The organism is Streptomyces sp. NPDC026515 (assembly GCF_055567595.1).
This window is the reverse complement of record NZ_JBVHQD010000039.1, coordinates 21,700-47,800: the sequence shown is the minus strand read 5'-3', so window position 1 is coordinate 47,800 and position 26,101 is coordinate 21,700. Positions and strand designations below refer to the sequence as shown.

Below are 26,101 nucleotides of genomic sequence, written 5' to 3'. Positions count from 1 at the left end.
GCGCGCGGTCTGCTCCGCAGACACGACGCGGCGGCGCTACGCGCCGCTTCCCGACGCTGCGCGCCGGACCCCCCCGGGCTCCGCCCGGGGTAAGCCAGGCACTCCGTGCCTGGCTTACCGGACCAACGCTCCGCGCTGGTCCGGGGCCTGACAGCTCCGCAGTCAGGCAAAAGCGGCAGCAGTAGGGAGCGGGTGGCCCGACTCGCGTGCGCCCGACCGGTGCTGACCGATCATCAGTACCGGAGGGTGCGTCAAACCTGCAACCTAGCTAGGTTCTGGGCTGAAATCCCACCCTCCGTTTCGCTCTCGCGTGACGCAGAGATTCCCCAAAGAATTCGATCGCATGCCCGTCCGGAGAATGCGTCATTTCCCGGACGGGATGGATTCTGGGATGACGGCGCGCCCCCTCTTCCATTACTGGACGAATACCGGCGCCACGCCAACCCGGAACACTGCCACGCATTCACTGAATGCGTTCACGGCGTTCCGCAGGCAATCCATTGCGGCGTATTCCGCGGTGGGCAGTTCATGGGCCTCGCTGAGGGCTGCGAGGGCTTCGCCGATCGCGTCCAGGGCGTGGTGGGGGTCGGTGACGTAGCCGAGAGTGCCGGAGGCGTCGACGGCCCAGACGTGCGGGCCGTCGAGGTCGAGGTCCTGGACGACGAGGGGGTGGCCGGCGGGGCACTCGAACAGGCCGGTGGGTCGGGAGCGGAATTCGGATCCGGGGCCGGTGGTACAGGAGGCGCAGGTGAGTGCGTGCATGGGACTGCCCTTTCAGGGTGGGGATCCTGGTGAGGCACACGAAGGCCACGTGGTGACGCGGGACTTGGGGACGCCGAAGGCGACCCGACCGGGGCCGGCCACGCCGGGGGCGTAGGACCCGGCACCCGGAGGGCGGCCCCGGGACACTTGCGTGGCACCGTGACGCCACGCCAGAACCCCACCCTGAAAAGCGGGAGCTGCTCCCCGCGCAAACACGGGCCCACCCTCGTCCGAGAGGGTCCAGCCGTCCAGGTTCAACAGAGAGGCTGCCCCAGCCGCACGATGACGGTCTTGGGACCATCCCCGCGGCGCGGGGAGCAGGATCACGCCGAAAAAGCAGCACAGATGGTTCAGGGACCATCCCCGCGGGCGCGGGGAGCAGAACCCCATGAAGACGCTGATCGCCGCCTTACAGGGACCATCCCCGCTCCACCAGCGCGGCCAGAGCCTTCCCGCGCTGCTCCCCGCGCCCGCAGGGATGGTCCCGACTCCTCGCCGTTCGTGTTGGTGACCTTGATCTGCTCCCCGCGCCCGCGGGAATGTTCCTGCCTGGCCATCACGTTCCTGCGCCTGCTCCGCCTGCTCCGCCTGCTCCCCGCACCCGCACCCGCACCCGCACCCGCACCCGCAGGGATGGTCCTGCGTGCAGCGTGTCCCGCTGCTCGGCGGGGCACTGCTCCCCGCGCCCGCGGGGATGGTCCCGAGGTGTCGACGTTCACGTAATTCCCCAGCGGCAGGGTCAACTTCCCCGCCCGAGCGTTCGAGCCCGATGGCCCCGAGGGGGCACTGTCAGTCCCTTCTGCAAGCATGCTGCCGGTGACAACCACATCACCTGATCAGCGCCCTGCCGAGGACACCCTGGAGTTCCTGCGCTCCGCAATTGCGACGGAGTGGCGCGAGCCGGCACTGGGACACGATGGAGTCTCGGCGTGGGAATCCGAGCACGGGGTCATGCTTCCGGAGCCGTACCGGAGTCTGATCGCCGAGATCACCAACGGGTCGTCCCTCGGACCGCCGGAAGATGGCGGCCTCCTCCCTCTGGGCTGGCTCCCACCGGACTGGCCGTACGACAGAGACCGCGATCCCGCCGCCCCGTTCCCGCTCCAGGAGGCCTGGGCCTGGGAAGACGACCCTCTCGACGACCGTCACGAGCGCGTGGCCGACGTCTACAACCACGGCTCCATCGTGCTTGGCACCGACGACGGACCCTCCTACTGGGTCCTGGTCGTGACCGGTCCCCAGCGAGGCAAGGTCTGGGCCGTCTCCGAAGTCGGCGCCTGCCCCTATCCGATGCCGGAGGCGGTCGGCTTCCTGGAATGGATTCAACGCTGGCACGCTGGCGACGCTTGGTGGGACTGACCGCTACCCGCACAGAGCCCCGACGCACGACGAGGGCATCCGGCACGAACCTATGCGCGGGGAAGTTGACGCTGGTGCTGGGGAATTACGTGAAGTTCCACACGAGGAGAGCCCGTCGTTCCGTGCGCCTGGATACTGCTCCCCGCGCCCACGGGGATGGTCCCCCGCCTTTCGGTGGGTCGTTGTCCCGTCCCTCGCAGAGCGTGAGGGGGAGACGAGTGGTGGCATCGACCAGGAGAGTTCCGTAGGCGCTGCCGTAGAGCGCAAAGTCGTCCGCTCCCAGCACCCGTGGAGTGACAAGGAGCGGGAGCGGCATCCGCATCAGCTACGACAGAACGGTGCACCGCGACAGCGTGACGTTCAGGACCCGCAGTATCCGGGCCATGCCCCGGCCCGCCGGCAGCACTTCTGCTGCCTCGACCACCTCCTGCAGCAGCGGTGTGCCCCACTGGTATCGGACGGTCGTTTCCGGTATCTGCTCGGCGAACGTCACCTTCCTGCAAGCGGCGTTCTCGCAGTACAGACTCGGTATCCCGCAGCCCGTACACGGGCGCGGGAGCGTGCGACCGCGTACGCGCACGGACAGCCGCTACAGGGCCAGAGCCGTGGGCCGAGAGAACCGACACGCCCGCCAAGTGCGGTAAAAGGTAGGGCAGTTCAGAAAGGCACGTTCGACTACTGCCCGTTTCCTGGACCGGTCGACCGCAGCGCCAAGATGATCTACGCCTACGAAAATCTTGCCAGAGCCGCGTTCACGTGTACGCCGACAGGCGCCCGCCCGCAGTGGTCGATGATGCGGTCTGCGGCCGACTTCGACACCCCGAACAGCAGGGCGCAGAGTGAGTCGCCGGTATGCGGCGACCAGCAGCACCCGGTCCTCCGGCGACAGGCTCCAGGGCCGGCCCCGACGGGTATCGGCGTCAGCGAGACCCTCGATTCCTCTACCGGCGGTAGAGGAAGGCGGTAGGGTGGGGATATGGCAGCAGACGAGACGAGTATCAAGGTGAGCACGGCCGCGCGGGACCGGCTCGCACAGCTGGCGGCCGAGCACGGCACCACTATCCGCAGTCTGGTGGAGGACCTCGCGCAGGACACTCCGACCCAGGCCGAGTATGCCGAGCGGGCCGAGCTGGCCCGGGCCGAGCTCGCCTCCGCCCTCGGCCACGCGCCGAGCCCGGAGGCCGAGGCGAAGGCCCGCTCTCTGCTGGAACGCCTGGGAGCCGCGGCGCACGGTCCGCAGGCGGCCGCGTAGTGGCGGCGATCTCGGTCGTGCTGGACCACACGACCGCAACGGCGCTGTATGACCCGAAGGATCCGTTCAACGAGGCGGTCGCCGCGTTCTATGTCCAGGCCTCTGGTGGGCTGGGTGACCTGTATGCGCCGGTGCTGTCGCTGACGGCTGGTGACGCCGAGCGGCCGGGCCTGCTCGGCTACATCAAGGGGCTGCGATTCGTTCGGATCGAGGCGTTCGACACCGATGCCGCGGTCACCGCCACCGAGCTGCTGCGCTTCGGGCACTCCTGGGCCGCCGTCCACGCCATCCACGCCGCCCGTCCCTCCGCCGCCCACCCCGGCGGGCGGTTTCTGCTCACCCTGACGCCGAAGGCGTACGCGGGCACCGGCGTGCAGGCGGTCCACCCCGGCCAGTAGCCGTCATCGGCCCTGGCCCGCCGCGATCCGGCAGCCGCTCGGGCAAAGCGGCTGCGCTGGGGACTGTCAAACAAGTGGTGTAACTGGGGTAGTTGTTAGGCTACTGGCGGGCCGCCGACAGGCGGCCGTCGAAGGTGATGTCGAAGGCGTTCAGCGCGGTCTTCCAGCGCATGGTCCAGCGGGCCTGGCCCTTGCCGGTGGGATCGAGGGACATGATGGCCATGTAGACGCACTTCAGGGCGGCCTGCTCGTTGGGGAAGTGTCCACGGGCCTTGACCGCCCGGCGGATGCGGGCATTCACCGACTCGATCGCGTTGGTCGTGCAGACGATGCGGCGGATCTCGGTGTCGAACCGCAGGAACGGGGTGAACTCCTCCCAGGCGTTCTCCCACAATTTCACGATCGCCGGATACTTCCTGCCCCAGGCATCGGCGAACTCGGCGAACAAGTGCGGCCTCCTCGGTCGACGCCGTGTAGACCGGCTTGAGGAGACGGGCGATCTTGTCCCAGTCCTGGCGGGCGGCATAGCGGAGGGAGTTCCGCAGCAGATGCACCACGCAGGTCTGCACGATGGTGCGGGGCCAGACAGTTTCCACCGCCTCGGGCAGGCCCTTGAGCCCGTCACAGACCAGCATGAGGACGTCGTTCACACCGCGGTTCTTGATCTCGGTGAGGATGTGCAGCCAGTGCTTGGCGCCCTCACCGCCGTCGCCGGCCCACAGCCCCAGGATCTCCCGCCGGCCCTCGGTGGTGACGGCCAGGGCGACATAGATGGGCCGGTTGGCCACCGCGCCGTCACGAATCTTCACGTGGATCGCGTCGATGAAGAGGACCGGATAGACGGGGCGGTTTCCATCGGTGGTTGCGACACCCGAGAGGAGTCGGACCTATGCCTCGAGGGGCCTGCTCTGCCATTCGGCCATGCCCTCGGTGGGCCTGCACCTCGCCGGTGGTCAGGCCCTTCGCAGCCAGCGAGATGACCATCTCGTCGACGCCGGTCAGGCACTTCTGCCGTTTCTTGACGATCCTCGGTTCGAAGGAGCCGTCGCGGTCGCGGGGCACGGTCATCTGCACCGGGCCGACGTCGGTCAGCACCGTCTTGGAACGTTTGCCGTTGCGGGAATTGCCGCCGTTCTTGCCGGCCGCATCGTGTTTGTCATAGCCGAGGTGGTCGGTAATCTCGCCCTCCAGAGCGGACTCCGGCAGCCGCTTGGTCAGCTGCTGCAGCAACCACCCTCACCGGTCAGCTGCAGACCCTGAGCCTGGGCCCGGTGCACCAACTCGTCGATCAACTGGTCGTCCACGGCCCTCGCCGAGACAGCCTTCGTGGCCTCGACGGCCTCGGACTCGGACACGTTCTCACTGGTCATCGATGCATCTTCCATGATCGGGAGTTACACCGAACGTCTTACTGTCCCCGGACCAGGCCCATCGAGCGCCGCGCGTCCTCCGGCCGGCACTAAGCGGTCAGGGTGCCAGCGAACGCCTGAGCCGATTCACGGCCGCATCCGCCTTTCCCAGCCTCAGCGCGGCGGCGAGCGGCCTCGGTCTCAACACGTTCACCCTCGTCGCGCAGATCAATCGGATCGAACGAGAGCTCCGCGGACCGCTGCTGGTCAGAGCCGAACGAGGCCGGCCCATGACGCTGCCCCCCTGGGGAGGAGGGTGCTCAGAGCTATTCGCACGTCCCAGACAGCGTCATGAAATCCGAAGTTCACTCCGGGTCGGAAAGGCGATGAAAAGCTCCGTCGAACTCTCCCGCCGCAAGCAGCTTGGCGATCACGCTCACCATGCCTTGGATGCCAGGGTCTCGAACGATCAGCCCGTCCGAGCACCAGAAGCACCGGCCCCCTGCTGCTTCTCCGGTCCCCTCCCACATCCTCATCAGCCGGTCCACCTCGGCGACGGTGAAGATCGTTGCACTCCAGCGAGAGCCGTCGGGGAGGTGAACCTCGACATCCACGTTGCAGACCTCATCGAGCACCTCGTCAGGGCTCGGGAGGAACAGTGCCTCGAATCCTTCGGCGCGGGCACGGAAATAGGGGCCGTCCCATCCGGCGTCGGTCTGCAGTTTGCTCGTCGTGGTGGTCACAGCAGGAGCATCTCAGTAGCCCGGATGACCATCCACAGGAATTTGGACACCGCAGCGGCTGGCGCGCAGACCGCCGCCATCATGGGCTCGTGAAGACATGGATGCGCTGCTACTGGGACGAGGAAGATGTCTGGTTCTACTTTGAGGTCGACGCCGAAGGCTGGGTGACTCGGCAGGTCGAACTCGAAGGGCCTGAGCTGATCCCGATCGCAGCTGCCTCCCTCGCCGAGTGGCAGCGGGCCCGCGACGCAGGCCGCCTCGACGAGTACGACAGCAGGTTCGGGATCACAGCCGAGCTGCCCGTTTCGGAATGGGAAGGCCACGACCCCGAACAACTCACCTCCGAGGAGTTCGAGGAAGTCTGGGCTTCTGCCCGTCGGCAGATCGCGTCCCGGCCAATCTGACCTCTCGGCGCCGCAGAGGCTTCTTGGGATCATCTCGACATGCCCCTGACCCTTCCCCGCACCGTCCGAGCCGTCGACACCGCGCAGCTCCTGGACCTGGCTCAGGAGGCCGCCATGCACGGCTTCAGCCAGCGGCTCCCGGTCGACTGGCTTCGAGAGCACCTCGCCGCAGATGCGACGCACTACCTGTTCCCGACACTCGTGCAGTGGCTCACGCACCGGCCCGAGACGCCGCTGCAGTGGAGGTGCCAGCAACTGCGGACCGTCAGCACCGGCGAACAGATCTGGGGTCTCCTCGACGTTCTTCCCGACACCTGCGACAAGATCCCGGAGACCTTGGACACGGCGTCCAAGAAGGACACCGTCAGCCGCATCGAGCGAGCAGTGAAGGTGCGTGAGTGGGTGGAACGGATGGCTGCCGATACAGGTTCGTGACGCCCTGGACAGTGGTGGAGGCGGCTGGACAACCTGAGGAAATGACACCGCTCTGAGACAGCCGCCTGCCGACACGTCGTGAGACTGAAGGGGAACGTCCAGGTCACAGCGTCGGCGCCTGACACCGAAAGTGAGAACCTACAGATCCACCGCTGGTCGACGGGCTGGACCGGGTAAGAAGCCGGCCCGTTTGCCGGAAGGCGGCCTCGGTTGAATCGCGTCCGTCCCGGAGTGCGGGGGTCGTTGCTCAGGCGCGAGCCCGGACAATGAGGGTTCCGATCACCCGGTTGCCGGGCGGTGCGGCGAGCACGCGCGCGTCAACGTCGGTGTAGCCGTGCCGTAGGAGCAGGCTCTCCCAGCTGTCCGGCTCGTAGTCCCAACGCTTCAGGACGAGTGGGTCCTCGTCGTCGCTGCGCGGGATGTACGACGCCTGGCAGCCGTAGCAGCCCTCAACCGCGGGCCGTTGGGAAAACACGAGTCGGCCGCCGGGCCGCAACCGTTCACGGATGGTGGGTAGCAGCCGCGCGGGATCGGTGAACCAGACGGCCCCATACACCGAGTACAGCGCGTCAAAGCCCTCCCGGTCCTTGGCCAGGAATCCGAGGGCGTCCACCTGGTGCAGCTCCAGTCCCTGCACAATGCCCCAGCGTCTCCGTGCGGCGGCCACTGCCGGGGTGAGACGTCCACCCCTATGCTCCTCATTCCGAGGCCGGCAAGGTGCGCTGCGTTGCCGCCCTTGCCGCAGCCGAGGTCCAGCACGCGCCCGCCGGCCGCAACCTCCAGCAGCTCGGCGCCCGGGCCATGGTCCTGGTACTGGGTCCAGTTGAACCAGGTGGTTTCGCCGCGCGCGTTCACCGGTCGGCGCTCAGGCCGCTGCCGCGAGTGGGTGTCCCAGGCGATCGCTGTCTCTGTCACGTGGTGTTCCGCTCATAGGGCCAGCCGCCCGGCTGTGACACCGGGCGGCCGGAGTCTTGCAGGATCGGTGGCGCTACGTCAGCTCTTGCCACCGTTGGGGCTGTCGGTGCACCCGGCATGGCATTGGGCGCAGTCGGCCACGTCCGGCCACAGCTCCTCGTCGACGGCGTACCCGGCGGCCGTGATGGCCGCGAGGGCACGGTCCCGGGCCGCCTGCGGTCCGCCGGGGGTCTGCTCGTCCTCGGCGGTGGGCACGTGGTGGACGAAGTGGCCGACGATCCGCTCGCAGAACTCGCTCGTCGACCTGATGGCACTCCGGTACCAGCGACCGCGGTCACAGACCGCCGATGGCCGTCACCATCACCGCCGCACAGGCCATGAGCCAAAGGGAACGCCAGAGCATGCGGCGGGAGGCGCTGGCGTACATGACCCGCGATTTCGGGTACGACGACGCGGAGGCGGACCTGCTATTGGCGAGCGGCGCCTCCACCACGAAGTACACGACACGCGTCAGGGGAGCGCCCCGCAGAGCAAGGCAGGAAGAGACGGGGACTCGCAGGCACGGTGGACCGGGAGACAACCGCACGTCTGCCGCGCCCGGCGGCAGGCCGCCGGGCGCGGCGTGCACGGTTTCCTGGGAGTGTGCCTCGGCTCGCGGCCCGGCCCTCCTTATTCACGATGAGGAACGGGCCGCTCTGTACGGGCGGTGTGGTGCCCAGGGCGCGGGAGTCAGGTGGCGGTGGGCCAGCTCCGCAGCAATGCGGCGATCTTCGCGGCAGTGCAGGCGGGGTCGAGGAGCAGATCCTTGAGGGCGATGGCGTCCTCGCGTGCGGGTTTGACTCCGATCCCGGCGGCTTCCAGGTACATGACGCCGGTGGCTGCGGCGACGGCGAGGTTGGAGCGCTCCAGCCACCGGCACCTTCCCAGTGTGTGCACCAGCGCGGCCGCCTTGGCGTAGGGGCCGTCGTAGACGGGGTGTTCGAACAGGTCGGCCCGGTGGCGGGCGACGGCCGCTACGGGGACCCCGTAGTCGTCAGGCGCCGGATCATCGGCTCCGGCGGCCTCGGCGACCTGCAGGATCCAGGGGACGTCGATGTTCAGGTCCATCAGGCCGCGTGCGCTCCCCGTGGTGCCTGCTGGGCTTGTTCGGCGTCGTCAAAGACGCTCTGGTGTTCGGAGAGGAAGCGAGCAGCAGCGTCCACCGCGCGGGCGCGCAGGCCGCTGGTGTCGTCGTGGACGAGCCGGGCGAGGTAGTCGCCGATGCTCAGTCCCAGGTCGGCTGCCCGTTTCTTCGCGAGTTCTGCGACGTCCGCGTCCACGCGCGCGCCCAGTTGTGTCTTCGCCATACCAGTATGGTAACAGCTGTTACCGTACGTGGAAGGAGCCGCGTGAGCAGTAGCCACCTCGGTCCGGCTGCTCGGCCCTGTTCGACACCGCGAGCAACTGGATCGCCCGCATTGCCTCGGTCCCCCAGGCCGGTCGGCTCGAAGCGGAGCTGAAGAAGATCCGCCGGTATAGGTTGATCATCATCGACGTGGTGGACTACATCCCGTTCGACCAGGACGCCCGAACCTGTTCTTCCAGCTCATCGCATCGCGCTACGAACAGGGCTCCGTGATGGTCACCTTGAACCTGCCCTTTCAACGGCGGGGAGAGACTTTCTCCGGCGACGACGTCGCCGCCGCGATGATCGGCCGCTTTGTCCACCACGCCCAGATCCTCACTCCCGCTCACCACGGCTGAACTAACAGCCCATGTCCCGGGCGACTTCGCTCCGAGCCGCCGTGATGTCCTCGGGGGTCACCCCGGTCACATCGGCGTCCGCGGCCGCTCCAGCCGTGACAGCGGATCGGCCGGGGCCTGCTCCCGGACTCCGCGGACCGAAGAAGACTGCAACGCGTCTCCGTGGCGTCCCGTCCCGGAGACGCGTTGACACGCGCCAGCGGGACGGGACGCCCCCGCATCGCACGGCCGGCCGGCCGTTGCGGTCATCCGTCGTCGGGATCGCGCTTCCACCCCTCCGCGACCGCGGCCTCGTTGTCCATCGTCGCCTTCGCATCCGTCAGCACCTCAAGCACCTGGGTTCGGGGGATGATCACAGCGCCGGACCCCCTGGCGAACACGTAGTCCCCAGGCCGGACGGCCACCCCGCCGACCACGACGGGCCGGTTGGCCTCGACCGGCGTGACCTTGTCGCCGCCCCATCTAAACGCCTCGCCCCGGCAGTACACGGCGAGCCCAAGCTCCGCCAGCTGGCCGAAGTCCCGCAGCCTGCCGTCGGCGAGGACGCCGCACAGGCCATGCCCCACCAGCCGTGACATCTTCGTCCCTCCGCCGAGTGACACGCCCGGGTACCCATTGCTCGCCATCACCAGCACACGGCCCCGGCCGCCCTCACGGACAGCCCGGTCGAAGACATTGACGAAGTTGAACGTCTTAGAGGGCAGCGCGTCCTCGCACGACGGAAAGAACGACATCGTCACAACGGGCCCGAACAGCAAGCGGTCCGGCATGGGGCTCGAGAGGTCCACCATGTGGCTGTGGTGCCGGTGAAGACGGCCCATCGCGTCCATCACGTCAGCCACGCCCACATTTCTGGCGAGCTCCAGCAGCTCCCGGTCCGTGCTCTCCTCCATAGCCGCGACCTCCATTCGGGCTGCTCGCCCATGGGCGAGACGGTGACGTTCGGCTCCACATATCGTGGGAACACCCATTCGTCATCCTGTCGCCGAGAAGGGGGCGGCGCTACGGGAGCGCGGGCCGGTGGACGCCCAATAGACGGCGAGTTCATCCGTGCGAGTTCGCCTCGCCCGCGGGCATGCCGCATCCTGGGAGGAGGGCGGACAGGAAGGGTCGAGCACCATGGGGATCGTGTCGCGGGGATTCCACGGCAGGCGGCCGACCGACGGGCACAAGCTGCCTCCCGGCCAGTACGAGACCTCCGACTTCCCCGTGCTCTCCGCAGGACCGACACCGCGGGTGTCACGGGACGAGTGGACCTTCACCATCACCACAGAGACCGGGCAGAAACACACCTGGGACTGGGCGCAGCTCACCGCGCTGCCCGGCCAGACCCCAACCGTGGACCTGCACTGCGTGACCAAGTGGTCGAAATTCGACACACACTGGGAAGGCATCTCACTCGACGACCTACTCGCCGACGTCGAGACCGCCGCGGACTTCGCCCTGGTCCACTCATACGGCGGCTACACCACCAACCTCCCGCTAGAGGACCTTCTCGACAGCAAGGCGTGGATCGCCCACACCTATGACGGCGAGGACCTGCCGGCCGAGCACGGCGGCCCGGCCCGCCTCCTGGTCCCCCACCTCTACCTGTGGAAGTCCGCGAAGTGGGTCCGTGGCATCGAGCTGCTCGCCGAGGACAAGCCCGGCTTCTGGGAGAGCGCCGGCTACCACGACTACGGCGACCCGTGGCGCGAGCAGCGCTACCAGGGCGACTAGGGCAAGCGGGCGTGGACGCGAGCGAAGGCGCGGCCGCCGGCAGGGGTACGGGCACGGCCGGGGGTTCCGATGCGACCGGCACGGCGGACGCCCCGGGCGCCCGCGCCGCGACCGGGAACCGTCCGCAGGCCCGGCCGCTGCGCTGGCACGCTGCCGAGTTGACGGAGCGGCGCACCGAGTCCCCCTCAGCGCGTACGCTGGTGCTGCACGTCCCCGGATGGCCCGGCCACCTGCCAGGACAGCACGTCGACGTGCGGCTGACCGCCGAGGACGGCTACAGCACCCAGCGCAGCTACTCCCTCGCATCCGCTCCGGACGGCGACCTCGTCGAGCTGACTGTGCAGCGGGTGGAGGACGGCGAGGTCTCGCCCTACCTCGCAGACGACATGGCGCCCGGCGACCTCGTCGAGTTGCGCGGTCCGGTCGGCGGCTGGTTCGTATGGCGGCCCGGGCAGCAGACCGAACCGGTGCTGCTGGTCGCCGGGGGTTCCGGGATCGTCCCGGTGATGGCGATGATCCGGGTGCGCACGGACCTGGGCATCCGGGTGCCGTTCCGGCTGCTGTACTCCGTGCGTACTCCCGAGGACCGCTTCTACGCGCAGGAGCTGGAGCGCGGCGCGCCGGGCTTGGACACGACGTTCCTTTACTCGCGGACCGCGCCGCCCGGCTCCTCGCGCCCGGCCGGCCGGCTCACCCCGCAGGACCTTGTCGCCTGGGGCTGGCCGCCGGACTTCGAGCCCGCCGTCTATGTCTGCGGCCCCACCGGCTTCGTCGAGACCGCCGCAGTCTTCCTGGTCGGCCTCGGCCACGATCCGGGCCGGATCCGCACCGAACGCTTCGGCCCGACCGGAGGATGAGCCCATGACCCGCATCCCGCATCACCTCGACGGCACGTCCGCCAACGTCCCAGCCTCCCCAGGGTCCGCGTCCGCGCACCGCGACGGCGTCGTCCACGAGGACGAGGTGCACTACGAGGACGACGGGTACGAGGACGGCAACGCGCTCGCCGGACCGCTCTCGGAGATCTTCACCGTCGACGTCACCGCCGCCGTCACGCGCTGCGCACACTGCGGTAGCACCGGCCCGGTCGCGATGCTTCACGTGTACTCCCGCGGCCCCGGCTGGACCGCTCGCTGCCCCGACTGCACCCACGTCGTCCTGCGCCTGGTGCGAGGCCCGCAGACCGCCTGGCTCGACATGCACGGCGCCGTCTCCCTGGCGATTCCGCTACCGTCGCCGTCCTGACAGGGCACGGTAGAAGACCTCGAGGAGCTCGTCGCCTCGCGGTGGGCTCCTCCCGGTGCCCGTGGTGGGGGCACCGGGGGTGTGTCACGTGCGGCAAGGCCGGCTATCGGCTCGCGTCGCCGGAGCGGGTCAGGCTCCGGCCGCCGTGACGACGGCGTCCGTGGCGAAGCCGAGGAGGAAGCCGAGCAGGATGCACCAGGTGGTGAGTGTCTTCAGTCCTGTCCTGCGGGCGACGGCCAGCAGCTCGATGACCACATAGAGGATCGAAACGGCGGCAAGACCCAGGAAAACGATCAACAGGTGTCGTTGACCAGGTGCTGGCCGACGAGTGTTCCCAGGAAGGTGGGGCCGCCGCCGATCAGGCCAAGCCGCAGGAGGGTGATCCAGAACGGGCGTTCACCTTCCGCTGCCAGTGGGGCGACAATGCCGAAGCCTTCGGAGGCGTTGTGCAGGCCGAAACCGATGATGAACAGGACGGCGAGGGAGAGCTCGCCCTGAGCGCCGGAGTTGCCGATGGCTAGGCCCTCGGCGAAGTTGTGCAGGCCGATACCGGTGGCGATCATCAGCGCCTGGCAGCGACGAGCGGTCACCGATTGCAGCCGCTGTTCGAGCTCGCCCTGCAAACCGGGCTCCGCAAGGGCGAACTCCTCGGCCTGCGCTGGGAAGACCTCGACCTCGCCGGCGGAACCGCCAGCATCCGACGCACCCTCCAGCGCACCAACTCCGGCGGCCTGACCCCCCTCCCGACCAAAACCAAGAGCTCCGAACGACGCATCGCCCTGCCGACGCCGTGTCTACGCTCCCTCGAACAGTACCGCTGCCGACAATTCCAGGAACGTGAGGCGGCGGGGGCGGGCTGGGAGGACAGCGGCTACGTCTTCACCCGCCCCGACGGCGCCCCGATCGAAGGGTCCACTCTCACCCGACTTCAACACCCTGCTCCGCCAGGCCAGACTCCGCCGCATCCGGTTCCACGACCTCCGCCACTCGGCGGCCACCCTCCTACTGGAGCAAGGAGTGGAACTCATCGTGGTCAAGGAGCTGTTGGGGCACGCCCACATCGGCGTCACCGCCACCGTCTACGCCCACGTCCGGCTCCGACTCCAACGCGACGCCATCAACCTCCTCGGCCACGCCCTCCGCAACCCCGCCGAGATCACCGGCAAGTCCGACGACAGCGACGAACCACCGCTCTGCGCGGCTCCCGTCCGCTGACGTTGCCGTCAACTACTGCCGTCACGGCACGCTGAAGCCCCGCCAGGAACCACCTGACGGGGCTTCATGTTTGCGAACGCACACTCCTGGCGAATCCTCAAAGGCCCTGGAGAACCCAATCGCGGGCAGCCGTAAGGCAGGATTCGAGATCGCCGGGCGTCGCCAGGCGGCCGCTCCGCGTCCGAACTCGACCCGTCTCCGCGTTCACTAGATCTTCCTCGAATTCCCCGGTATCCCACAGCACGACCTGGGCCATGAAGGTACCGCCATCAAGGATCCAGCTCACCGATGTCGGCTCACCCTCATTGGGGGATGTCCCAATCTCTGAAATATCCCGCAGAGCTTCCATCTTGTGGATTTCCTGCCGGATCCACTCCTGAGCCCGGTCCAGCAACGCACTACCTAGGGACATCCCCATCCTCCCAGCCTGATGTTCTTCGCCTCGGGAAGTTGAGGAACAGGGTCCCCCTTCTTCTGTGCCAGACGAGCAAAGATGGTGTCAGAATCTGACATATTGAAGTCCCCCGGCCTGCCGCCGGGAATAAGCGAAGATTTCGGCACATCGAATTCTGTGTACACGGATCCCGGGCGTGCCGATATGTATGCGTCTCGGCTTGCCGGGTACACCACGTAGGTGAAACCACCCCCGCCACGCTGAACCATTCCGGTCTCCATCATCGCCTGATGCTCTGCCGCAGACATCCAACGGCCTACAGTGACCATCCCGTCGTCTGGGGTGTGGCCTCCGCTGTTGTGAACGAGTACCGGCGTCTGACCAGCGAGTACATAGTACGTGTGGAGACCCTCGACAGTGAGGTTGTACATGTCGCGGTCGGCAGGCACTTTGGTGATGTCGGCGACGTGGACGTGGTAGTCAGCGGCGGTGTTGAGGGCATGGCCTACGCGAAGTTGGCCGGCAGGGATCCAGGTGTGGAGGGTGTCGTCCCAGAAGGGGTGTTTGGCGTCGGCGTGGAGGGTCTCGGTTGTCCCGTCGGTGCGCTTGATGCGGAGGTCGAACGCGACACCCGGGCCGCCCCCCTGCCTGCCGTCAGCGCCGGAACGCGTAGGCGTCCACCGACTCCGCCGCGGACCGTCCCGCTCTGCCGCGGCCCGGTGACGGAGCCGGTTCCGGTCAGGCGCCGGCGGGCGCCGTCGAGGGACGATCTGCCCCGGCGACATCGAGACGCCGACGCTGGAGCAGTCACACCCCAAGCTCGGCGACCTCGCGGAGCTCGGCCGTGAGCCGAGCGGGTAGGACGCTTCGTGATTGCACTGTCATCTCGGGACGCGCACGTTGTTGCAGGCGGTCAGCGCGACCAACCCGCTTCTCGACGCCCCCTCGGCAGCGTGACGCGCTCGGTACCGAGTGGCACCTTCGCCCGTGTGTACCTGGGTGATCCAGTGCGCCCTCTCCGTGCCCCCGTGTCCACCGATTCCGCACTCGCAGCGCCGTCGCGGGCAACAACCCGAACGCGGTTCCACTCGGAGGATGCGCCGCTATGTCGATTGACATACCTAATAGTGGTAGTCTGGTTCTCGTGTCGTCCAGGTCTGACAGTCGAGAAAAAATGATCAAGGCGGGTCGCCGGTTGTACAGCGCCCGCGGATACGTAGGAACCGCGTTCTCCGACGTGCTCGCGGAGAGCGGTGCCCCACGCGGGTCGGTGTACTTCCACTTCCCCGGCGGCAAGGACGAGTTCGCCAGTGAAGTCGTCACCGCGCACAGCCAGTCCGAGATCGCTCGAGTGACCCGACTGGCCGCCACATGCGACACTCCGCAGGAAGCGGTGCTCGCCTTCCTCACGGCGGCCCGGGACTACGCCGTGTTGACCCAATTCCGGGAAGGCTGCCCGATCGGGGCGGTCATCCTCGAAAGCAGCCACACATCCCCCGCGCTGTTCGCATCGGCCGCGACAGCCATCGAGACGTCGATCGGCACACTCGCCGCCCTCCTGGTTGAGCGCGGCGCGACGGAATCGGACGCGCGTCGTTGGGCAACCGCCGCGGTCACCGGCTACGAAGGCGCGCTCATCGTCTCCCGGGCCATGAACGACCCCGCTCCGTTCAACGCGCTGATCGAACTCCTTCAGCAGAGCATGGACCCCGGCCGCACCCACACCGCCACCTGACCAGAACAGGGCTGTCCGCAGACGCTGCGCTGGACGGGGCCAGCGTTCACATGTCGGCGTGGAACTGCTCCGTTCACATGGCCCGTCACCAGTTCACTGAGTACGCGTTCCCTGGTGAAGGCGATTCCTCCAAGCCCCGCCTCGCCAGTTGGTCGGTCGCACAGGTGCGGGCACGACCAGACCGCGGCGGGATCAGAGGGACGGTCCAGCTTGGCTATGCGATCTGCATCGAGCGCTTGAGCAGGTGCAACACCCGGAGCAGTGGAACCCCTCACCACCCCGAGACACTCGACCCCCGGCCTGCCCGACCTCAGCCCACGGCACGAAGACGATCCACCGACTGCGCCGGCGGACCGTCACGAATCGTCGAGGCTCAGGGCGTGTCAAGCGCTGGACTCAGAGCCGGTTTCCCTTGAGTTCTGACAACAGGGGCAGTCGCTTCGACAGCCGCAGGCTGCTTCGCCCGGTTTGGCGATGGGAACGACGAGCATGGGCTCTGCCCCTGGGACCGGCCTCACATAAGGTTGTCCCGACCGGGTGTCGCTTCCAATTCCGTTCAGGATGTGTCCGGTGCCCTGAGGGAAACAGAACATTTCATGCGGCCCGGCTTTGTACCAGCCCTTCCCCGGAGGGGGCTCTGTCGCCATCAGATCATCGAAATCAGCGCCGGTTTCACCCATCAGCATGTAGGAGATGCCGATGCGGTCGATCGTTGGCGTCCTGCCCTGCGTGACCTCTCTGGCGAACTGCATCCACGTAGGGTCGAGGCACATGGGGCCCGGTGTTGGCCGGCCTGGCGGAGTCGGCATGCAGATCCAGTCAGGCGACCCTTTTCGGAGGACCGTCTCCATGTCCGAATCCAGGACCGTTGCCGTCTCAGCGATGAAACGCGGGGCAGCGCTGAGTGCATCCTTGATCTTTTCTTCCCGCGTGGGCTCTCTGCTTACCGTCACGGCTGTTCTCCCGGCAGGATGGAAGTATGTGACTGCAACCGGAGAATACTTCGTACTTGGTTTTTTTTATTGAGGCACGCCGTGGCGGAATTGCCCGCGCGGAACGTGAGTTCCTCTCTGTTTCGTGGCTGTGGCTGAGGCTGAGGACGGACTGCTGGTCGCGGGGAGGGCCTGACCCGCACTCGTCGGGCGGACGAATGCGGATTCGGGTTCGGCGAGACGCCGCGTCCTGCACCCTCAGGTGCCGGAGGGCGGTGCGGTGCGTCGACGGGCGGCGACCGACCGGTAGAAGTCGATCAGTTCGGGCCGGTCGAGTGCGTCGTCCGCGATGACTCCGTCCGTCTGCCCGGCGAGGATCTTCTTGATCGGGACCTCTACCTTCTTGCCGGTCCGGGTGTGCGGTACACCTGGGGCGGCGATGACCTCGTCGGGAACATGACGCGGGGAGACCTCGTGGGAGACGACGGCGAGGATCCGCTGACGCAGTTCGTCGGTCAGCGGCGCGTTCCCCTGCAGGACGACGAACAACGGCATCCAGTATCCACCGTCAGGCTCCTCGACCCCGACGACCAAGGCTTCCTCGACTTCGCCGAGCGATTCGACCGCACGGTAGATGTCGCTGCTGCCCATACGGATGCCGTTACGGTTCAGCGTCGCGTCGGAGCGGCCGTGCACGATCACCGAGCCGCGGCTCGTAAGCGTGATCCAGTCGCCGTGACGCCAGACCCCCTCGAATACGTCGAAGTAGGCCGCGCGGTAGCGCTCTCCGTTCGGGTCATTCCAGAATCGCACGGGCATCGACGGCATCGGCCTGACGACCACCAGGTCGCCGACATCGTCGATCACGGGTTCGTCGGCGCCGGTCCACGCCTGAAGGTCGACGCCGAGACAACGCACGGACAGCTCACCCGGCTGGATCGGCACGGTCGGAACCGAGCCGGCGAAGGCAGTGACGACGTCGGTCCCGCCTGAGATGGATCCGACCAGTACCTCGGGGCCCAGCTCGTCGGCGATCCATCGGTGGGTGTGCGGGCTCAACACCGACCCCGTGCTGCCGAGAGAGCGCAGCGCCGACAGATCGAAATCCTGAGCCGGGCGTACGCCGGCGTTCCGGGTGAGCTCCAGATAGCTGGGGCTGACCCCGAGTGCAGTGACACTCTCCGCCTCAGCGACACTCCACAGCGAGGTGGCCGTCGGAGTGCCGTCGAAGCAGACGATTGTGGCACCCACCAGCAGACCCGAGTTGCGGGCGTTCCACATCATCCAGTTGAGCGTGGTGTACCAGAAGAAGCGGTCGGTCTGGCCGAGGTCGCTGTGCAGGGCAGCGCTCTTCAGTTGTTCGAGCAGGACGCCGCCGTGTCCGTGGACGATGCCTTTGGGTACGCCGGTGGTACCCGAGGAGAACAGCACCCAGAGCGGGTGATCGAACGCGACCGGTGTCACCTCCAGTTCGGCCTCTTCGGCCACGGCCTCCTGCCAGGTCATCTGCCGGACGCCGCCCGGGCCGGCCGGCAGCGGATCCTGAACCGGACCTCGGGGTACGACCACTTGGAGCCGCAGCGTCGGCATCCGAGCGGCCAGAACACGTGCCGCGTCGGTCCGGTCCACGAAGCGGCCGCGGTGGTGGTATCCGGTGGCGAACACCAGAACCACCGGGTCGAGTTGGGCGAGCCGCTCGGCTGCCGCGGGCGCCGCCAGGTCCTGAGCGCAGCCTGCCCAGACGGCGCCGATGCTGGCGGTGGCCAGGAACGTGATGACGGCTTCCGCGATGTCGGGCATGTACCCGACGACGCGATCTCCGCTGGTGACACCGTTGGCTCGCAGTGTCGCTGCGAGCGACGCCACCGCCGCACGCAGTTGCGGCCACGTCAAGGACGTCGACTCACCCAGCTCATCGCGGGCGATCACGGCCGTGCCGGTGGAGTGGCGGAAAACCTGCGAGACGTAGTTCGTGGTTACGCCTGGAAACCACTGGGCGCCTGGCATCCGGCCCGGGACAAGGGCACGGGAGGGACGGTGGGACCACGGCACGTCGAAGTAGTTCGCCACCGCCGTCCAGAAGGCTTCGAGGTCGGTGACTGACCACTGCCACAGTTCCTCGTAGCTTTCGAGCTGCACGTCGTAGTGCTCGGCGACGTACCGCATGAAGTGGGTAACCCTCGCCCGGTCGATGGAACGCTGTGTGGGGACCCACACCGGCCGTTCGATCGCGGCCTGCGCCGTCGCCGTGGGAGACGACGGCGCAGGCACCTCGATCTCAGGGTCGTGCGGCGGCCGGTGTGCTCGCTGCCCGGTCACTCGACCACTTCGCGGTCCGGCTCCACCAGGGCGCCCTTCGCGAGCAGATCGGCGATCGTGTCCTCCTCGTAACCGAGCTCACTCAGGATGGCCCGGTTGTGCTCGCCTTGGAAAGCGGGGACCTGCTCGACCGACCCGGGCTTTTCGTCGTTGCTGCCGAAGTGCCAGGGCGAGGCGGGGATGGTGATCTGGCCGCCTGCCCGGTCGGGCACGTCCCGGACAGCGGGCCAGGAGCGGGCCCACTCACCGCTCGCGAACTCCTCGGACGCCCGCACGTATCCGCTCGCCATTTTCGCCTCGTCCAGTTGCGCGTCGAGCGAGGCCATGTCATCGAAGGTGTAGATCCAGGTCTGCACGATGGCACGCAGCCGGTGGATGTGCCGGGCCCTCAGCTCAGGTGTACGGAACAGCGGATCGTCCGCAAGGTCGTGCCGCCGCATCGCATTCAGGTAGAACGGGAAGGTCAGGCTGCTCACCAGGCTGCTGGCGATGACGAACTCGCGCCCTTCCGGGCTGATGAAGAAGTTGGCGTCCGCCGCCCCGAGGATCGGGGGCTCGGCGCCGAGGTCGATGCCGGAGAGGTCGTAGTGCGTACGCTCGTTGACGGACGTCATGACCGCCGCCATGGCGACATCGACGTACTGTCCCTTCCCGGTCGCGTGACGGTGGTTCAGCGCGGCGAGCACCGCGACCAGCCCGTGCAGCCCGGTGTAGACATCGGCGTGGGACAGCGGGTCCGTCTTGTGCTGGTCGCCGTCGGCGAGTCCGAAGTGGCGCAGCGTGTTCGCAGTGAAGCCGGTCTCGGCCTCCACCGTGGGTGCGTACGCCATCCTGTTGCGCCATGGTCCGTGCTGCCCGTAGCCGCTCATGGACACATAGACCACACGTGGGTTCCGCTTCGAGACCGACTCGTAGTCCAGGCCGAAGAATCCCAGTGCCCCGGGTCGGAAGTTCTCGATGATGACGTCGGCCGTGTCGCACAGCTCGAGGGCGATCCGCCGCGCTTCGGGGACGTTCAGGTCGATGCTGATGTTGCGCTTGCCGGCGTTCTGCTGTGCGTAGTAACCGCTGATCGCTCCCTGCTCCGGGAAGGAGAGACGGGACACGTCTCCCGACGGGGGCTCGATCTTGATCACTTCGGCGCCCAGATCCAGCAGAAGCTTTCCGGCGTGCGGTCCGGCCAGGACCCGGGTGAAGTCGATGACGCGCAGTCCGTGCAGAGGGAGGGCCATGTGACTCACCTGCCTTCGAATCGAGCCGAGCCGAGGCCCTTGGTGCGGGCCGATTCCAGCCCCTCTTGCAGATCGTGTGAGGACCAGACGCCGCGCTGCAGCTCGGCCATCTTCTCGTCCGCGGCCCGGACACCGTGCTCGAGCGTGTATGACACGACCGCCTTGGTGGCGGCGTGCGCGACAGTGGGTCCGTGGCCCAGTTCCTGGGCCAGCGACAGTGCGACGTCGTCGAGCAGGTCGTCCGCGACGACCCGGTTGACGATGTTCCATCGCTCGAGGGTCCGCGCGTCGTATCGGCGGCCCAGCATGGCCATCTCCTTGGCCCGGACGGCACCGGCGCGCTGCGCGATCCGCTGAACGGCGCCCGAGAGCGGGGTCAGTCCCACTGTCGCCTCGACCGACCCGAACTTCGCCGACTCGCCGGCCACGATCATGTCGCATGCCAGGGCCAGCTCGAATCCACCGCCCACGCAGACACCGCGTACCTCGGCCACGATGGGAATCGGAAGCTCGTCGAACGCGTGCACGAATCCGATCCGGTCGACGTCCGGCTCCTGTCCGTCGAGGTCTTCGAACAGGGTCAGGTCAGCGCCGGCGCAGAAGTTCCGCAGTCCGCTGCGGAGCAGGACGGCCCGCGCGCCTTGTTCATGGGCCCACTGAAGGCTCTCCAGCAGCGCGTCCACCAGGACTTGCCCCAGGAAGTTGTGCGGCCTGTGTCGCATCGTCAGCACCGCTACCGGGCCGTCCATGCTCCGCATGATTACCGCGTCGTCACCCATGGGCTGTCCGTCCGTTGACTGGCCGCCATTCACGTTCGCCAGTTCTTCAGTCATCTCCAGCTCACCCCTTTCTCGCTTACAACTGCCGAACGCGAAGTTATATGTAGGTAGGCATACATGTCAACGCGGCGACTAGCCCGAGAGGGTGGATGACCTTGGTCGGAATTTGTAGCCGCACTCGACGGTTCGCGGGCGCTGTGTGCTGCGCATAGAACACGCCTCGCCAAGGCCCGGGTCATGGCATGCGGCCCACACCGAACGCCGCGCACAGTCGAGTGGCGAGCCGACGAGCTCGACTAGGAGCTGTCCGGGCGATCACGGGTCCCCTTAGAGTGACTCGACGGAGGGACCTGATGAGTGCTGTGGAGATGAGTCGCGCGGATGCTGTCGCGCTCGTGCAGCGGATCATGCAAGCGGACTACGCCTCAGACGACGAGGTGGACGGCTGGCTGGACAGGCTCGACAGAGCACTGGCATGCCCCTCAGGTCATGTCAGCGACTTGATCTTCTGGCCGCCGGAGCGGGAGCTTTCGGCTGATGAGGTAGTCGATCAGGCCCTGGCGTATCGGCCAATCGCCTTGTGAGACCGGGACTCAACTCCGAAGCCAGATGAGCAGAGCTGCGGTGGTTGCGGTGCCGAGGAAGACGTACCCGCGCTTGTCATAGCGAGTGGCCACGGCCCGGTATTGCTTCAGCCTGTTGATCGCTCGTTCGACGGTGTTGCACTTCTTGTGCCGATCTTCGTCGAAGCCGGGTGGCCGTCCGCCTCGTGAGCCTTTACGCAGGCGGGCCGCCCGGCTGTCGGACTTCTCCGGGATGGTGTGCCGGATGCCCCGGCGTCGCAGGTACTCGCGGCACAAGCGGTTGCTGTATCCCTTGTCGGCCGCGATGCTGTCGGGCTTCGTGCGGGGCCGGCCCACACCGACCCGCGGAACGCGGATCTTCGCCAGCACCGTCTGGAACTGAGTGCAGTCTGCCCGCTGTCCGCCGGTGACGACCAGGGAAAGCGGGCGGCAACGGCCGTCCGCGCTCAGGTGGAGTCTGCTGGTGAACCCGCCCCGCGAGCGGCCCAGGCCCTCACCTCCTGCACCACCTCCACCAGCCGGGCGAGCAGGCTTTGCCAGGGTGTCTCGCGCTGGTGTTCTGCCGCTTCGGCCCCCTTTGACGCGGGCGTCGGCGGCGGGTCGGTCCGGGCACCGGCCGCGTGCTGATGGGCCCGCACAATGGTGGAGTCCACCGAGATGTCCCCCGTCGATCTCGCCCGCGACGCCGGCAGCGGCCTGGACCTGCTGCAGCAGACGTTCCCACGTCCCGTCGACCGACCACAGCCGGTGGCGTTCATAGACGGTCTTCCAGGGGCCGAACCGCTCGGGAAGATCCCGCCGCTGCACTCCGGTCCGAACCCGGTGCAGGATCCCATCGATCACCTGTCGATGATCCCGCCATCGGCCACAACGTCCATTGCTCACCGGCAGGAACGGCCGCAACCGTTCCCACTCGGCATCTGTCAGATCGCCCCGCCCCATGCCCACAACAACGACCCAGGCACGGGGCGGTCACATGATCGCCCAGCTCCACACGCCAAGCGGCATCGCCCGGACAGGCAGACGATCCAACCCAAGGACAGCCGAAGCGTCAGCCGAACGGAGAATCAGGCCTCCGGGCGATGCCGGGTCGATCCTGACCGCTCAGATTGCCCCGAGAACGGCGGCTACGGCGTCTCGCACCGCTATTTCGGTAGGCGCGGCCTTTCCCGTCGCAGCGGCCATCTCCGCAAGTGAGGTCATGGCGACTTCGGGCAGTCCGCAGGCTGTGAAGGTGGAGAACGCGGCCAGATCCGGTGCGATGTTCAAAGCGAACCCGTGACTTGTCACCCCGCCGCGTATCCTCATGCCGATCGAGGCGACCTTCTTGTGCTCCGGTGTCCAGATCCCGACCAGACTCTGCGCTTTGGGAGGGGTGTCTCGTCGGACGGCTTGCAGGCCCAACGAACTCAGCGCATTGATCAAGCCCTTCTCCAGCCAGCGCACGATGTCCCCTGGGCCGCGCTCGCGGAGGTTGACGATCAGGTAGCCGATCAGCTGCCCGGGTCCGTGGTAGGTCGCCTGGCCGCCTCTGTCAGCCTCGACCATAGGGATCCCGGATCGCACCGGCAGTTCGTGACGCGGCGTCCGTGGGCCATAGGTGATCACTGATGGATGGGTGAGGAACGCCAGCCGATCCGGGATCAGCCCCTCCTGCCGTTGGCAAACCCAAGTACCCATCTGCTCGATTGCCTCGACGTAGGGGATCTCACCCAAATCGATTCGCTCCAGCCCGTTATTGTCCATAATCGACTCCTTTAGTGCCTAGACCATTCGAGAGACCGTCAAGGCGCGGTGAACGAGGGAGACCAAAGCGAGCGTCGCCTGCTGCGGCGCCGACGTCGCAGCAATGCGTGTCCGACGGGCAGCCTGCCCCGTCGTTCCTCCGTGCTCCGCTCTGCCGATGTCCGGCTGGGTGTGGTGCACTTTTCTCTTTCTGCAGGTCACCGAGGCACCCCAAGTCGGCTTAGCCCCGTCTTGCTCTCGGTGTCTACGTCGGGAACACAAGCCATAGCTCCACGACGTCTTCAGCGGTCACTCGCACTCCGTCAAGCGGGGAGCAGGCAGGACAGGTCATCCACAAGCTCAGAAACGTGATCGTCCGCTCGCGACCGTCAGCCCCGACCGAGATGGATCCAGATTACCGTAAATATATATGCCTCAAGGTATAGAATCCGTCGCGACGACAGCGGTGACCTGCATGTCCAGGTGCCGGGACGTAGCACTGACCTGCATACTTTCCGGCAGCTGGGTGGTGCCGAGCGGCGCGGTCGGGACGAACATCACCGTGCGATCCGAACCCGTCGGCTTACGGGGCCTGCCGTTCGCCGCGGCGGTCTCGTCGACGGCGCGCTGCAGGTTGTGCCCGAGGGTGGGCATCGCGTCGATGAGCACGACGCCGTCGCGTGTGGTCAGGAACATCGCCTGGTAGTTGGAGTCGGCCACCCAGTACAGCCGGCCCTGGATGCGGCCGACTCCTCAGCCGCTGTCCGGCCCGCCCGACGCCGGACCTCTGTACGTCACGCTCCGGTCGGCGAAGTCGCCCGCGCAGTGTCCTGGCCGGTTGCCACGGACCGTACGCCCTCGCCGGACCTGCCACCTCGGGGTGCCCGTCGAGCGAGGTGCTGGGTCGTACACCTCGTCACCGTGAGGTCCTCTCGGGGTCCTCGCGGGAGCGGAGGTGGAGTTCCTTCGGTGCGACCGTGCTGCCGTCCTCGCGCTGGAAGGTCATCTGGACGGGGTTGCCTTCGGCGTCGACGAGATGGAGGGGTGCCGGGTCGTCCTGGAGGTAGCGGTTGCCCCACTGCAGGAGGGCCATCAGCACCGGGGCGAGGTCTTCACCCCGCTGTGTGAGGACGTATTCGTCGCGGGGGCGGCTGCCGGGTTCCCGGTACTGTCGGCGTTCGAGCATCCCCGCCCGCGTGAGGTGCTTGAGCCGCGCGGCGACGCTCGTCTCCGACATGCCGAGGCGTTCGACGAACTGATCGAAGCGCCGCGTGCCGTACAGGGCATCGCGCAGCACGAGCATCGAGGAAGGGGGGCCGAGCAGATCGAGGGTGCGCCGGATCGAGCAGTTCTCGCGAGACCAGTCGAGCGGCGCCAGCCGTTCGTCAAGGGGCAGAGTCATGACATCTATGATATAGCTGACTGCAGTTGACCTAAGTCAAGGCTGTCGTCGTGGCCGCAGTCGGAATGCGAGACGCAGGACATCCGCTCCCGCTGGGCCGACCCGCGCCTGCCGTGCATCGGCTGTCGGCGCGGGAGACCCGTTGTCGGCGTCCGAAGAATGTGGCCGACCGACTGACGGCCGACCGCCAGGCCGCCGGCCATGGAAAGCCCGCCTGACATCCACCACGTCGACACAACACAGCAGCATGGCGGCCAACCGCGAACGCCCGCGATGCCGCCCCGAGGGGCGGCGGTCCCTCAGGACGTGACCAGCAGCACCTTGCCGACGTGCGTGCTGTCCTCCAGGATGCGGTGGGCTTCGGCCGCTTCCCTCATCGGCAGCTCGCGGTCGATGATCGGCTGCACCTGACCAGCCTCCACCAGCGGCCACACGTTGTCGCGTACGGCGGCCAAGATCTCCGCCTTCTCGGCGACCGACCGCGCCCGCAGCGAGGTCGCGCTGATCGAGGCGGACTTGACCAGCAGGGCGGCCAGGTTCAGCTCGGCCGCGGTCCCGCCCTGCAGGCCGATGATGGACAGCCGGCCGTTGCTGGCGAGAGCCTGGATGTTGCGCTCGAGGTAGGCGGCGCCCATGTTGTCGAGGATGACATCGGCGCCGGCCCCACCGGTGGCCTCCTTGATCTCGGCGACGAAGTCCTGCTCGCGGTAGTTGATCAGGATGTCCGCCCCCAGTTCGGCGCACCGATCGAGCTTTTCCTGGCTGCCGGCGGTCACGGCGACCTTAGCGCCGCGCGCCTTGGCGATCTGGATGGCTGTGGTGCCGATACCGCTGGAGCCGCCGTGTACAAGCAGGGTCTCTCCGGCACGCAGCTTGAAGATCATGAACACGTTGGACCACACCGTGGCGACCACTTCGGGCAGTGCGGCGGCCTGCGTGAGGCTCAACCCCTTGGGGACGGGAAGGAGCTGAGCGGCCGGAACGGCGACCTTCTCGGCGTAGCCGCCGCCCTTGAGCAGCGCGCACACCTCGTCGCCGACCTTCCAGCCGGAGACGCCAGGGCCGAGCGCGGCGATCCGGCCAGAGGCCTCCAGGCCGGGGTAGGGAGAGGTGCCGGGCGGCAAATTGTAGTAGCCCTGGCGCTGCAGGATGTCGGCGTGGTTGACGGCACTGGCCGCCACCTCGACCAGTACTTCGCCCTCGCCGGGCACCGGGTCGGGGACCTCCCGCCATACCAGCTTGTCGGGGCCACCGGGTTCGGAAATCGTGATCGCGTACATAAAGGGCGTTACTCCTCAAGTGATGACTACCCCCTGACTAGGGGTAACGCTAGCCAGCCTACAGTTGGGTCTCCTGGCGTTGCAAGTAAGCAGTGGGCGACCAAGTCCACCGCACCCACAGGCAGTACACCGCCGGCGATGACAGCCTGCCGCCGCGTACTGCCTCTACCTGCATCACCT

31 protein-coding genes and 3 pseudogenes are annotated in these 26,101 nt (G+C 67.4%); 12 read left to right on the top strand and 22 right to left on the bottom strand.

What is annotated here, in order from left to right; genetic code table 11:
- Positions 1-414: 414 nt before the first annotated feature.
- On the bottom strand, positions 415-762 hold the full coding sequence (locus ACZ4O3_RS42770; protein WP_467727797.1) for a hypothetical protein: 348 nt from the start codon (positions 760-762) through the stop codon (positions 415-417).
- An 807-nt stretch (positions 763-1,569) separates the two neighbouring features.
- Here ACZ4O3_RS42770 and ACZ4O3_RS42765 point away from each other — a divergent pair.
- Positions 1,570-2,121, top strand: coding sequence for an SMI1/KNR4 family protein (locus tag ACZ4O3_RS42765; protein WP_467727796.1), 552 nt, complete (start codon positions 1,570-1,572; stop codon positions 2,119-2,121).
- Between the two features lie 325 nt (positions 2,122-2,446).
- Here ACZ4O3_RS42765 and ACZ4O3_RS42760 read toward each other — a convergent pair whose 3' ends face one another.
- The gene (locus tag ACZ4O3_RS42760; RefSeq protein WP_467727794.1) at positions 2,447-2,614 is read right to left on the bottom strand and encodes a hypothetical protein; all 168 of its coding nucleotides are present in this window, start codon (positions 2,612-2,614) and stop codon (positions 2,447-2,449) included.
- 483 nt (positions 2,615-3,097) lie between these two features.
- Between ACZ4O3_RS42760 and ACZ4O3_RS42755 the strand changes: the two genes are divergently transcribed.
- Together ACZ4O3_RS42755 and ACZ4O3_RS42750 are read left to right on the top strand one after the other, a co-directional pair.
- Positions 3,098-3,373 (top strand): hypothetical protein, encoded by a 276-nt coding sequence (locus tag ACZ4O3_RS42755; protein WP_467727792.1) that lies wholly within the window; start codon positions 3,098-3,100, stop codon positions 3,371-3,373.
- The gene (locus ACZ4O3_RS42750) at positions 3,373-3,771 is read left to right on the top strand and encodes a PIN domain-containing protein (protein ID WP_467727791.1); all 399 of its coding nucleotides are present in this window, start codon (positions 3,373-3,375) and stop codon (positions 3,769-3,771) included. Before ACZ4O3_RS42755 ends, ACZ4O3_RS42750 begins: the two co-directional genes overlap by 1 nt.
- A 100-nt stretch (positions 3,772-3,871) precedes the next feature.
- On the opposite strand, the pseudogene ACZ4O3_RS42745 reads toward ACZ4O3_RS42750, so the two are convergent.
- Both ACZ4O3_RS42745 and ACZ4O3_RS42740 read right to left on the bottom strand, forming a co-directional pair.
- Positions 3,872-5,141, bottom strand: a pseudogene (locus ACZ4O3_RS42745) (IS256 family transposase).
- Between the two features lie 344 nt (positions 5,142-5,485).
- Positions 5,486-5,863 (bottom strand): hypothetical protein, encoded by a 378-nt coding sequence (locus ACZ4O3_RS42740; protein ID WP_467727790.1) that lies wholly within the window; start codon positions 5,861-5,863, stop codon positions 5,486-5,488.
- A gap of 101 nt (positions 5,864-5,964) precedes the next feature.
- Between ACZ4O3_RS42740 and ACZ4O3_RS42735 the strand changes: the two genes are divergently transcribed.
- Both ACZ4O3_RS42735 and ACZ4O3_RS42730 read left to right on the top strand, forming a co-directional pair.
- Positions 5,965-6,267, top strand: coding sequence for a hypothetical protein (locus ACZ4O3_RS42735; protein ID WP_467727803.1), 303 nt, complete (start codon positions 5,965-5,967; stop codon positions 6,265-6,267).
- Between the two features lie 39 nt (positions 6,268-6,306).
- Positions 6,307-6,702, top strand: a complete 396-nt coding sequence (locus tag ACZ4O3_RS42730) for a hypothetical protein (protein WP_467727789.1) — start codon at positions 6,307-6,309, stop codon at positions 6,700-6,702.
- Positions 6,703-6,949: 247 nt separating this feature from the next.
- Here the strand turns inward: ACZ4O3_RS42730 and ACZ4O3_RS42725 are convergent, their stop codons facing one another.
- The 4 genes from ACZ4O3_RS42725 to ACZ4O3_RS42710 form a co-directional block, all read right to left on the bottom strand.
- A complete protein-coding gene (locus ACZ4O3_RS42725) occupies positions 6,950-7,339 on the bottom strand; it encodes a hypothetical protein (protein WP_467727787.1) in 390 nt (129 codons plus the stop codon).
- A gap of 356 nt (positions 7,340-7,695) precedes the next feature.
- Positions 7,696-7,872, bottom strand: a complete 177-nt coding sequence (locus tag ACZ4O3_RS42720) for a hypothetical protein (RefSeq protein ID WP_467727786.1) — start codon at positions 7,870-7,872, stop codon at positions 7,696-7,698.
- A gap of 474 nt (positions 7,873-8,346) precedes the next feature.
- Positions 8,347-8,724, bottom strand: coding sequence for a fic family toxin-antitoxin system, toxin component (locus tag ACZ4O3_RS42715; protein ID WP_467727784.1), 378 nt, complete (start codon positions 8,722-8,724; stop codon positions 8,347-8,349).
- Entirely contained in the window at positions 8,724-8,963 is a 240-nt protein-coding gene (locus ACZ4O3_RS42710) for a hypothetical protein (RefSeq protein ID WP_467727783.1), read from the bottom strand. The genes ACZ4O3_RS42715 and ACZ4O3_RS42710 overlap by 1 nt, the downstream gene beginning before the upstream one ends.
- 205 nt (positions 8,964-9,168) lie before the next feature.
- On the opposite strand from ACZ4O3_RS42710, the pseudogene ACZ4O3_RS42705 reads away from it, so the two are divergent.
- Positions 9,169-9,360, top strand: a pseudogene (locus ACZ4O3_RS42705) (ATP-binding protein); the annotation flags it as partial.
- Positions 9,361-9,605: 245 nt separating this feature from the next.
- Here the strand turns inward: ACZ4O3_RS42705 and ACZ4O3_RS42700 are convergent.
- Positions 9,606-10,253 (bottom strand): RraA family protein, encoded by a 648-nt coding sequence (locus ACZ4O3_RS42700; protein ID WP_467727782.1) that lies wholly within the window; start codon positions 10,251-10,253, stop codon positions 9,606-9,608.
- A 226-nt stretch (positions 10,254-10,479) separates the two neighbouring features.
- Here ACZ4O3_RS42700 and ACZ4O3_RS42695 point away from each other — a divergent pair, with 226 nt between their 5' ends.
- From ACZ4O3_RS42695 to ACZ4O3_RS42685, 3 genes are all read left to right on the top strand, one after another.
- Entirely contained in the window at positions 10,480-11,079 is a 600-nt protein-coding gene (locus ACZ4O3_RS42695) for a sulfite oxidase-like oxidoreductase (RefSeq protein ID WP_467727780.1), read from the top strand.
- A gap of 158 nt (positions 11,080-11,237) precedes the next feature.
- Complete coding sequence (locus tag ACZ4O3_RS42690) at positions 11,238-11,936, top strand: ferredoxin reductase (protein ID WP_467727801.1); 699 nt, start codon at positions 11,238-11,240, stop codon at positions 11,934-11,936.
- A gap of 4 nt (positions 11,937-11,940) precedes the next feature.
- Positions 11,941-12,324, top strand: coding sequence for a DUF6510 family protein (locus ACZ4O3_RS42685; RefSeq protein WP_402528346.1), 384 nt, complete (start codon positions 11,941-11,943; stop codon positions 12,322-12,324).
- A 129-nt stretch (positions 12,325-12,453) separates the two neighbouring features.
- On the opposite strand, the gene ACZ4O3_RS42680 is transcribed toward ACZ4O3_RS42685, so the two are convergent.
- Together ACZ4O3_RS42680 and ACZ4O3_RS42675 are read right to left on the bottom strand one after the other, a co-directional pair.
- The gene (locus tag ACZ4O3_RS42680; RefSeq protein WP_467727778.1) at positions 12,454-12,621 is read right to left on the bottom strand and encodes a hypothetical protein; all 168 of its coding nucleotides are present in this window, start codon (positions 12,619-12,621) and stop codon (positions 12,454-12,456) included.
- On the bottom strand, positions 12,618-12,887 hold the full coding sequence (locus ACZ4O3_RS42675) for a ZIP family metal transporter (protein ID WP_467727777.1): 270 nt from the start codon (positions 12,885-12,887) through the stop codon (positions 12,618-12,620). The genes ACZ4O3_RS42680 and ACZ4O3_RS42675 overlap by 4 nt, the downstream gene beginning before the upstream one ends.
- Between ACZ4O3_RS42675 and ACZ4O3_RS42670 the strand changes: the two are divergent.
- Positions 12,888-13,539, top strand: a pseudogene (locus tag ACZ4O3_RS42670) (site-specific integrase); the annotation flags it as partial.
- 97 nt (positions 13,540-13,636) lie between these two features.
- Here ACZ4O3_RS42670 and ACZ4O3_RS42665 read toward each other — a convergent pair.
- Positions 13,637-13,951 (bottom strand): hypothetical protein, encoded by a 315-nt coding sequence (locus tag ACZ4O3_RS42665; protein WP_467727776.1) that lies wholly within the window; start codon positions 13,949-13,951, stop codon positions 13,637-13,639.
- The gene (locus tag ACZ4O3_RS42660; protein ID WP_467727774.1) at positions 13,942-14,718 is read right to left on the bottom strand and encodes a Hint domain-containing protein; all 777 of its coding nucleotides are present in this window, start codon (positions 14,716-14,718) and stop codon (positions 13,942-13,944) included. The genes ACZ4O3_RS42665 and ACZ4O3_RS42660 overlap by 10 nt, the downstream gene beginning before the upstream one ends.
- A gap of 389 nt (positions 14,719-15,107) precedes the next feature.
- Here ACZ4O3_RS42660 and ACZ4O3_RS42655 point away from each other — a divergent pair, with 389 nt between their 5' ends.
- Positions 15,108-15,668: a TetR/AcrR family transcriptional regulator gene (locus tag ACZ4O3_RS42655; protein ID WP_467727772.1), complete on the top strand. Its 561-nt coding sequence runs from the start codon at positions 15,108-15,110 to the stop codon at positions 15,666-15,668.
- A 383-nt stretch (positions 15,669-16,051) separates the two neighbouring features.
- Here the strand turns inward: ACZ4O3_RS42655 and ACZ4O3_RS42650 are convergent, their stop codons facing one another.
- The 4 genes from ACZ4O3_RS42650 to ACZ4O3_RS42635 all read right to left on the bottom strand — a co-directional run bounded on the left by ACZ4O3_RS42650 (position 16,052) and on the right by ACZ4O3_RS42635 (position 20,930).
- Positions 16,052-16,420: a hypothetical protein gene (locus ACZ4O3_RS42650; RefSeq protein ID WP_467727770.1), complete on the bottom strand. Its 369-nt coding sequence runs from the start codon at positions 16,418-16,420 to the stop codon at positions 16,052-16,054.
- A 438-nt stretch (positions 16,421-16,858) separates the two neighbouring features.
- Positions 16,859-18,817, bottom strand: coding sequence for an acetoacetate--CoA ligase (locus ACZ4O3_RS42645; protein ID WP_467727800.1), 1,959 nt, complete (start codon positions 18,815-18,817; stop codon positions 16,859-16,861).
- A 98-nt stretch (positions 18,818-18,915) separates the two neighbouring features.
- Positions 18,916-20,151, bottom strand: coding sequence for a CaiB/BaiF CoA transferase family protein (locus ACZ4O3_RS42640; protein WP_467727769.1), 1,236 nt, complete (start codon positions 20,149-20,151; stop codon positions 18,916-18,918).
- A 5-nt stretch (positions 20,152-20,156) separates the two neighbouring features.
- Positions 20,157-20,930: an enoyl-CoA hydratase/isomerase family protein gene (locus ACZ4O3_RS42635; protein WP_467727767.1), complete on the bottom strand. Its 774-nt coding sequence runs from the start codon at positions 20,928-20,930 to the stop codon at positions 20,157-20,159.
- Positions 20,931-21,283: 353 nt separating this feature from the next.
- Here ACZ4O3_RS42635 and ACZ4O3_RS42630 point away from each other — a divergent pair, with 353 nt between their 5' ends.
- Positions 21,284-21,514 (top strand): e9imm peptide, encoded by a 231-nt coding sequence (locus ACZ4O3_RS42630; RefSeq protein WP_467621826.1) that lies wholly within the window; start codon positions 21,284-21,286, stop codon positions 21,512-21,514.
- 9 nt (positions 21,515-21,523) lie between these two features.
- Here the strand turns inward: ACZ4O3_RS42630 and ACZ4O3_RS42625 are convergent, their stop codons facing one another.
- The 5 genes from ACZ4O3_RS42625 to ACZ4O3_RS42605 all read right to left on the bottom strand — a co-directional run bounded on the left by ACZ4O3_RS42625 (position 21,524) and on the right by ACZ4O3_RS42605 (position 25,921).
- Positions 21,524-22,456, bottom strand: a complete 933-nt coding sequence (locus tag ACZ4O3_RS42625; RefSeq protein ID WP_467727765.1) for an IS5 family transposase — start codon at positions 22,454-22,456, stop codon at positions 21,524-21,526.
- Between the two features lie 162 nt (positions 22,457-22,618).
- The gene (lipB, locus tag ACZ4O3_RS42620) at positions 22,619-23,260 is read right to left on the bottom strand and encodes a lipoyl(octanoyl) transferase LipB (protein ID WP_467727763.1); all 642 of its coding nucleotides are present in this window, start codon (positions 23,258-23,260) and stop codon (positions 22,619-22,621) included.
- Between the two features lie 414 nt (positions 23,261-23,674).
- The gene (locus tag ACZ4O3_RS42615) at positions 23,675-23,959 is read right to left on the bottom strand and encodes a hypothetical protein (protein WP_467727762.1); all 285 of its coding nucleotides are present in this window, start codon (positions 23,957-23,959) and stop codon (positions 23,675-23,677) included.
- Between the two features lie 196 nt (positions 23,960-24,155).
- The gene (locus tag ACZ4O3_RS42610; RefSeq protein WP_467727760.1) at positions 24,156-24,641 is read right to left on the bottom strand and encodes a winged helix-turn-helix transcriptional regulator; all 486 of its coding nucleotides are present in this window, start codon (positions 24,639-24,641) and stop codon (positions 24,156-24,158) included.
- Between the two features lie 299 nt (positions 24,642-24,940).
- On the bottom strand, positions 24,941-25,921 hold the full coding sequence (locus tag ACZ4O3_RS42605; protein ID WP_467727758.1) for an NAD(P)H-quinone oxidoreductase: 981 nt from the start codon (positions 25,919-25,921) through the stop codon (positions 24,941-24,943).
- Positions 25,922-26,101: the final 180 nt, after the last annotated feature.

Coding starts and splice junctions, on each gene's coding strand:
- ACZ4O3_RS42735 (WP_467727803.1), top strand. CDS start 5,965: ATGCGCTGCTACTGGGACGAGGAAGATGTCTGGTTCTACTTTGAGGTC.
- ACZ4O3_RS42675 (WP_467727777.1), bottom strand. CDS start 12,887: ATGATCGCCACCGGTATCGGCCTGCACAACTTCGCCGAGGGCCTAGCC.
- ACZ4O3_RS42655 (WP_467727772.1), top strand. CDS start 15,108: ATGATCAAGGCGGGTCGCCGGTTGTACAGCGCCCGCGGATACGTAGGA.
- ACZ4O3_RS42640 (WP_467727769.1), bottom strand. CDS start 20,151: ATGGCCCTCCCTCTGCACGGACTGCGCGTCATCGACTTCACCCGGGTC.
- ACZ4O3_RS42770 (WP_467727797.1), bottom strand. CDS start 762: ATGCACGCACTCACCTGCGCCTCCTGTACCACCGGCCCCGGATCCGAA.
- ACZ4O3_RS42625 (WP_467727765.1), bottom strand. CDS start 22,456: ATGGGGCGGGGCGATCTGACAGATGCCGAGTGGGAACGGTTGCGGCCG.
- ACZ4O3_RS42660 (WP_467727774.1), bottom strand. CDS start 14,718: ATGTCGCCGGGGCAGATCGTCCCTCGACGGCGCCCGCCGGCGCCTGAC.
- ACZ4O3_RS42730 (WP_467727789.1), top strand. CDS start 6,307: ATGCCCCTGACCCTTCCCCGCACCGTCCGAGCCGTCGACACCGCGCAG.
- ACZ4O3_RS42755 (WP_467727792.1), top strand. CDS start 3,098: ATGGCAGCAGACGAGACGAGTATCAAGGTGAGCACGGCCGCGCGGGAC.
- ACZ4O3_RS42710 (WP_467727783.1), bottom strand. CDS start 8,963: ATGGCGAAGACACAACTGGGCGCGCGCGTGGACGCGGACGTCGCAGAA.
- ACZ4O3_RS42695 (WP_467727780.1), top strand. CDS start 10,480: ATGGGGATCGTGTCGCGGGGATTCCACGGCAGGCGGCCGACCGACGGG.
- ACZ4O3_RS42685 (WP_402528346.1), top strand. CDS start 11,941: ATGACCCGCATCCCGCATCACCTCGACGGCACGTCCGCCAACGTCCCA.
- ACZ4O3_RS42665 (WP_467727776.1), bottom strand. CDS start 13,951: ATGTCCCTAGGTAGTGCGTTGCTGGACCGGGCTCAGGAGTGGATCCGG.
- ACZ4O3_RS42650 (WP_467727770.1), bottom strand. CDS start 16,420: ATGCAGTTCGCCAGAGAGGTCACGCAGGGCAGGACGCCAACGATCGAC.
- ACZ4O3_RS42715 (WP_467727784.1), bottom strand. CDS start 8,724: ATGGACCTGAACATCGACGTCCCCTGGATCCTGCAGGTCGCCGAGGCC.
- lipB (WP_467727763.1), bottom strand. CDS start 23,260: ATGGACAATAACGGGCTGGAGCGAATCGATTTGGGTGAGATCCCCTAC.
- ACZ4O3_RS42630 (WP_467621826.1), top strand. CDS start 21,284: ATGAGTGCTGTGGAGATGAGTCGCGCGGATGCTGTCGCGCTCGTGCAG.
- ACZ4O3_RS42605 (WP_467727758.1), bottom strand. CDS start 25,921: ATGTACGCGATCACGATTTCCGAACCCGGTGGCCCCGACAAGCTGGTA.
- ACZ4O3_RS42700 (WP_467727782.1), bottom strand. CDS start 10,253: ATGGAGGAGAGCACGGACCGGGAGCTGCTGGAGCTCGCCAGAAATGTG.
- ACZ4O3_RS42765 (WP_467727796.1), top strand. CDS start 1,570: ATGCTGCCGGTGACAACCACATCACCTGATCAGCGCCCTGCCGAGGAC.
- ACZ4O3_RS42635 (WP_467727767.1), bottom strand. CDS start 20,930: ATGGGTGACGACGCGGTAATCATGCGGAGCATGGACGGCCCGGTAGCG.
- ACZ4O3_RS42610 (WP_467727760.1), bottom strand. CDS start 24,641: ATGACTCTGCCCCTTGACGAACGGCTGGCGCCGCTCGACTGGTCTCGC.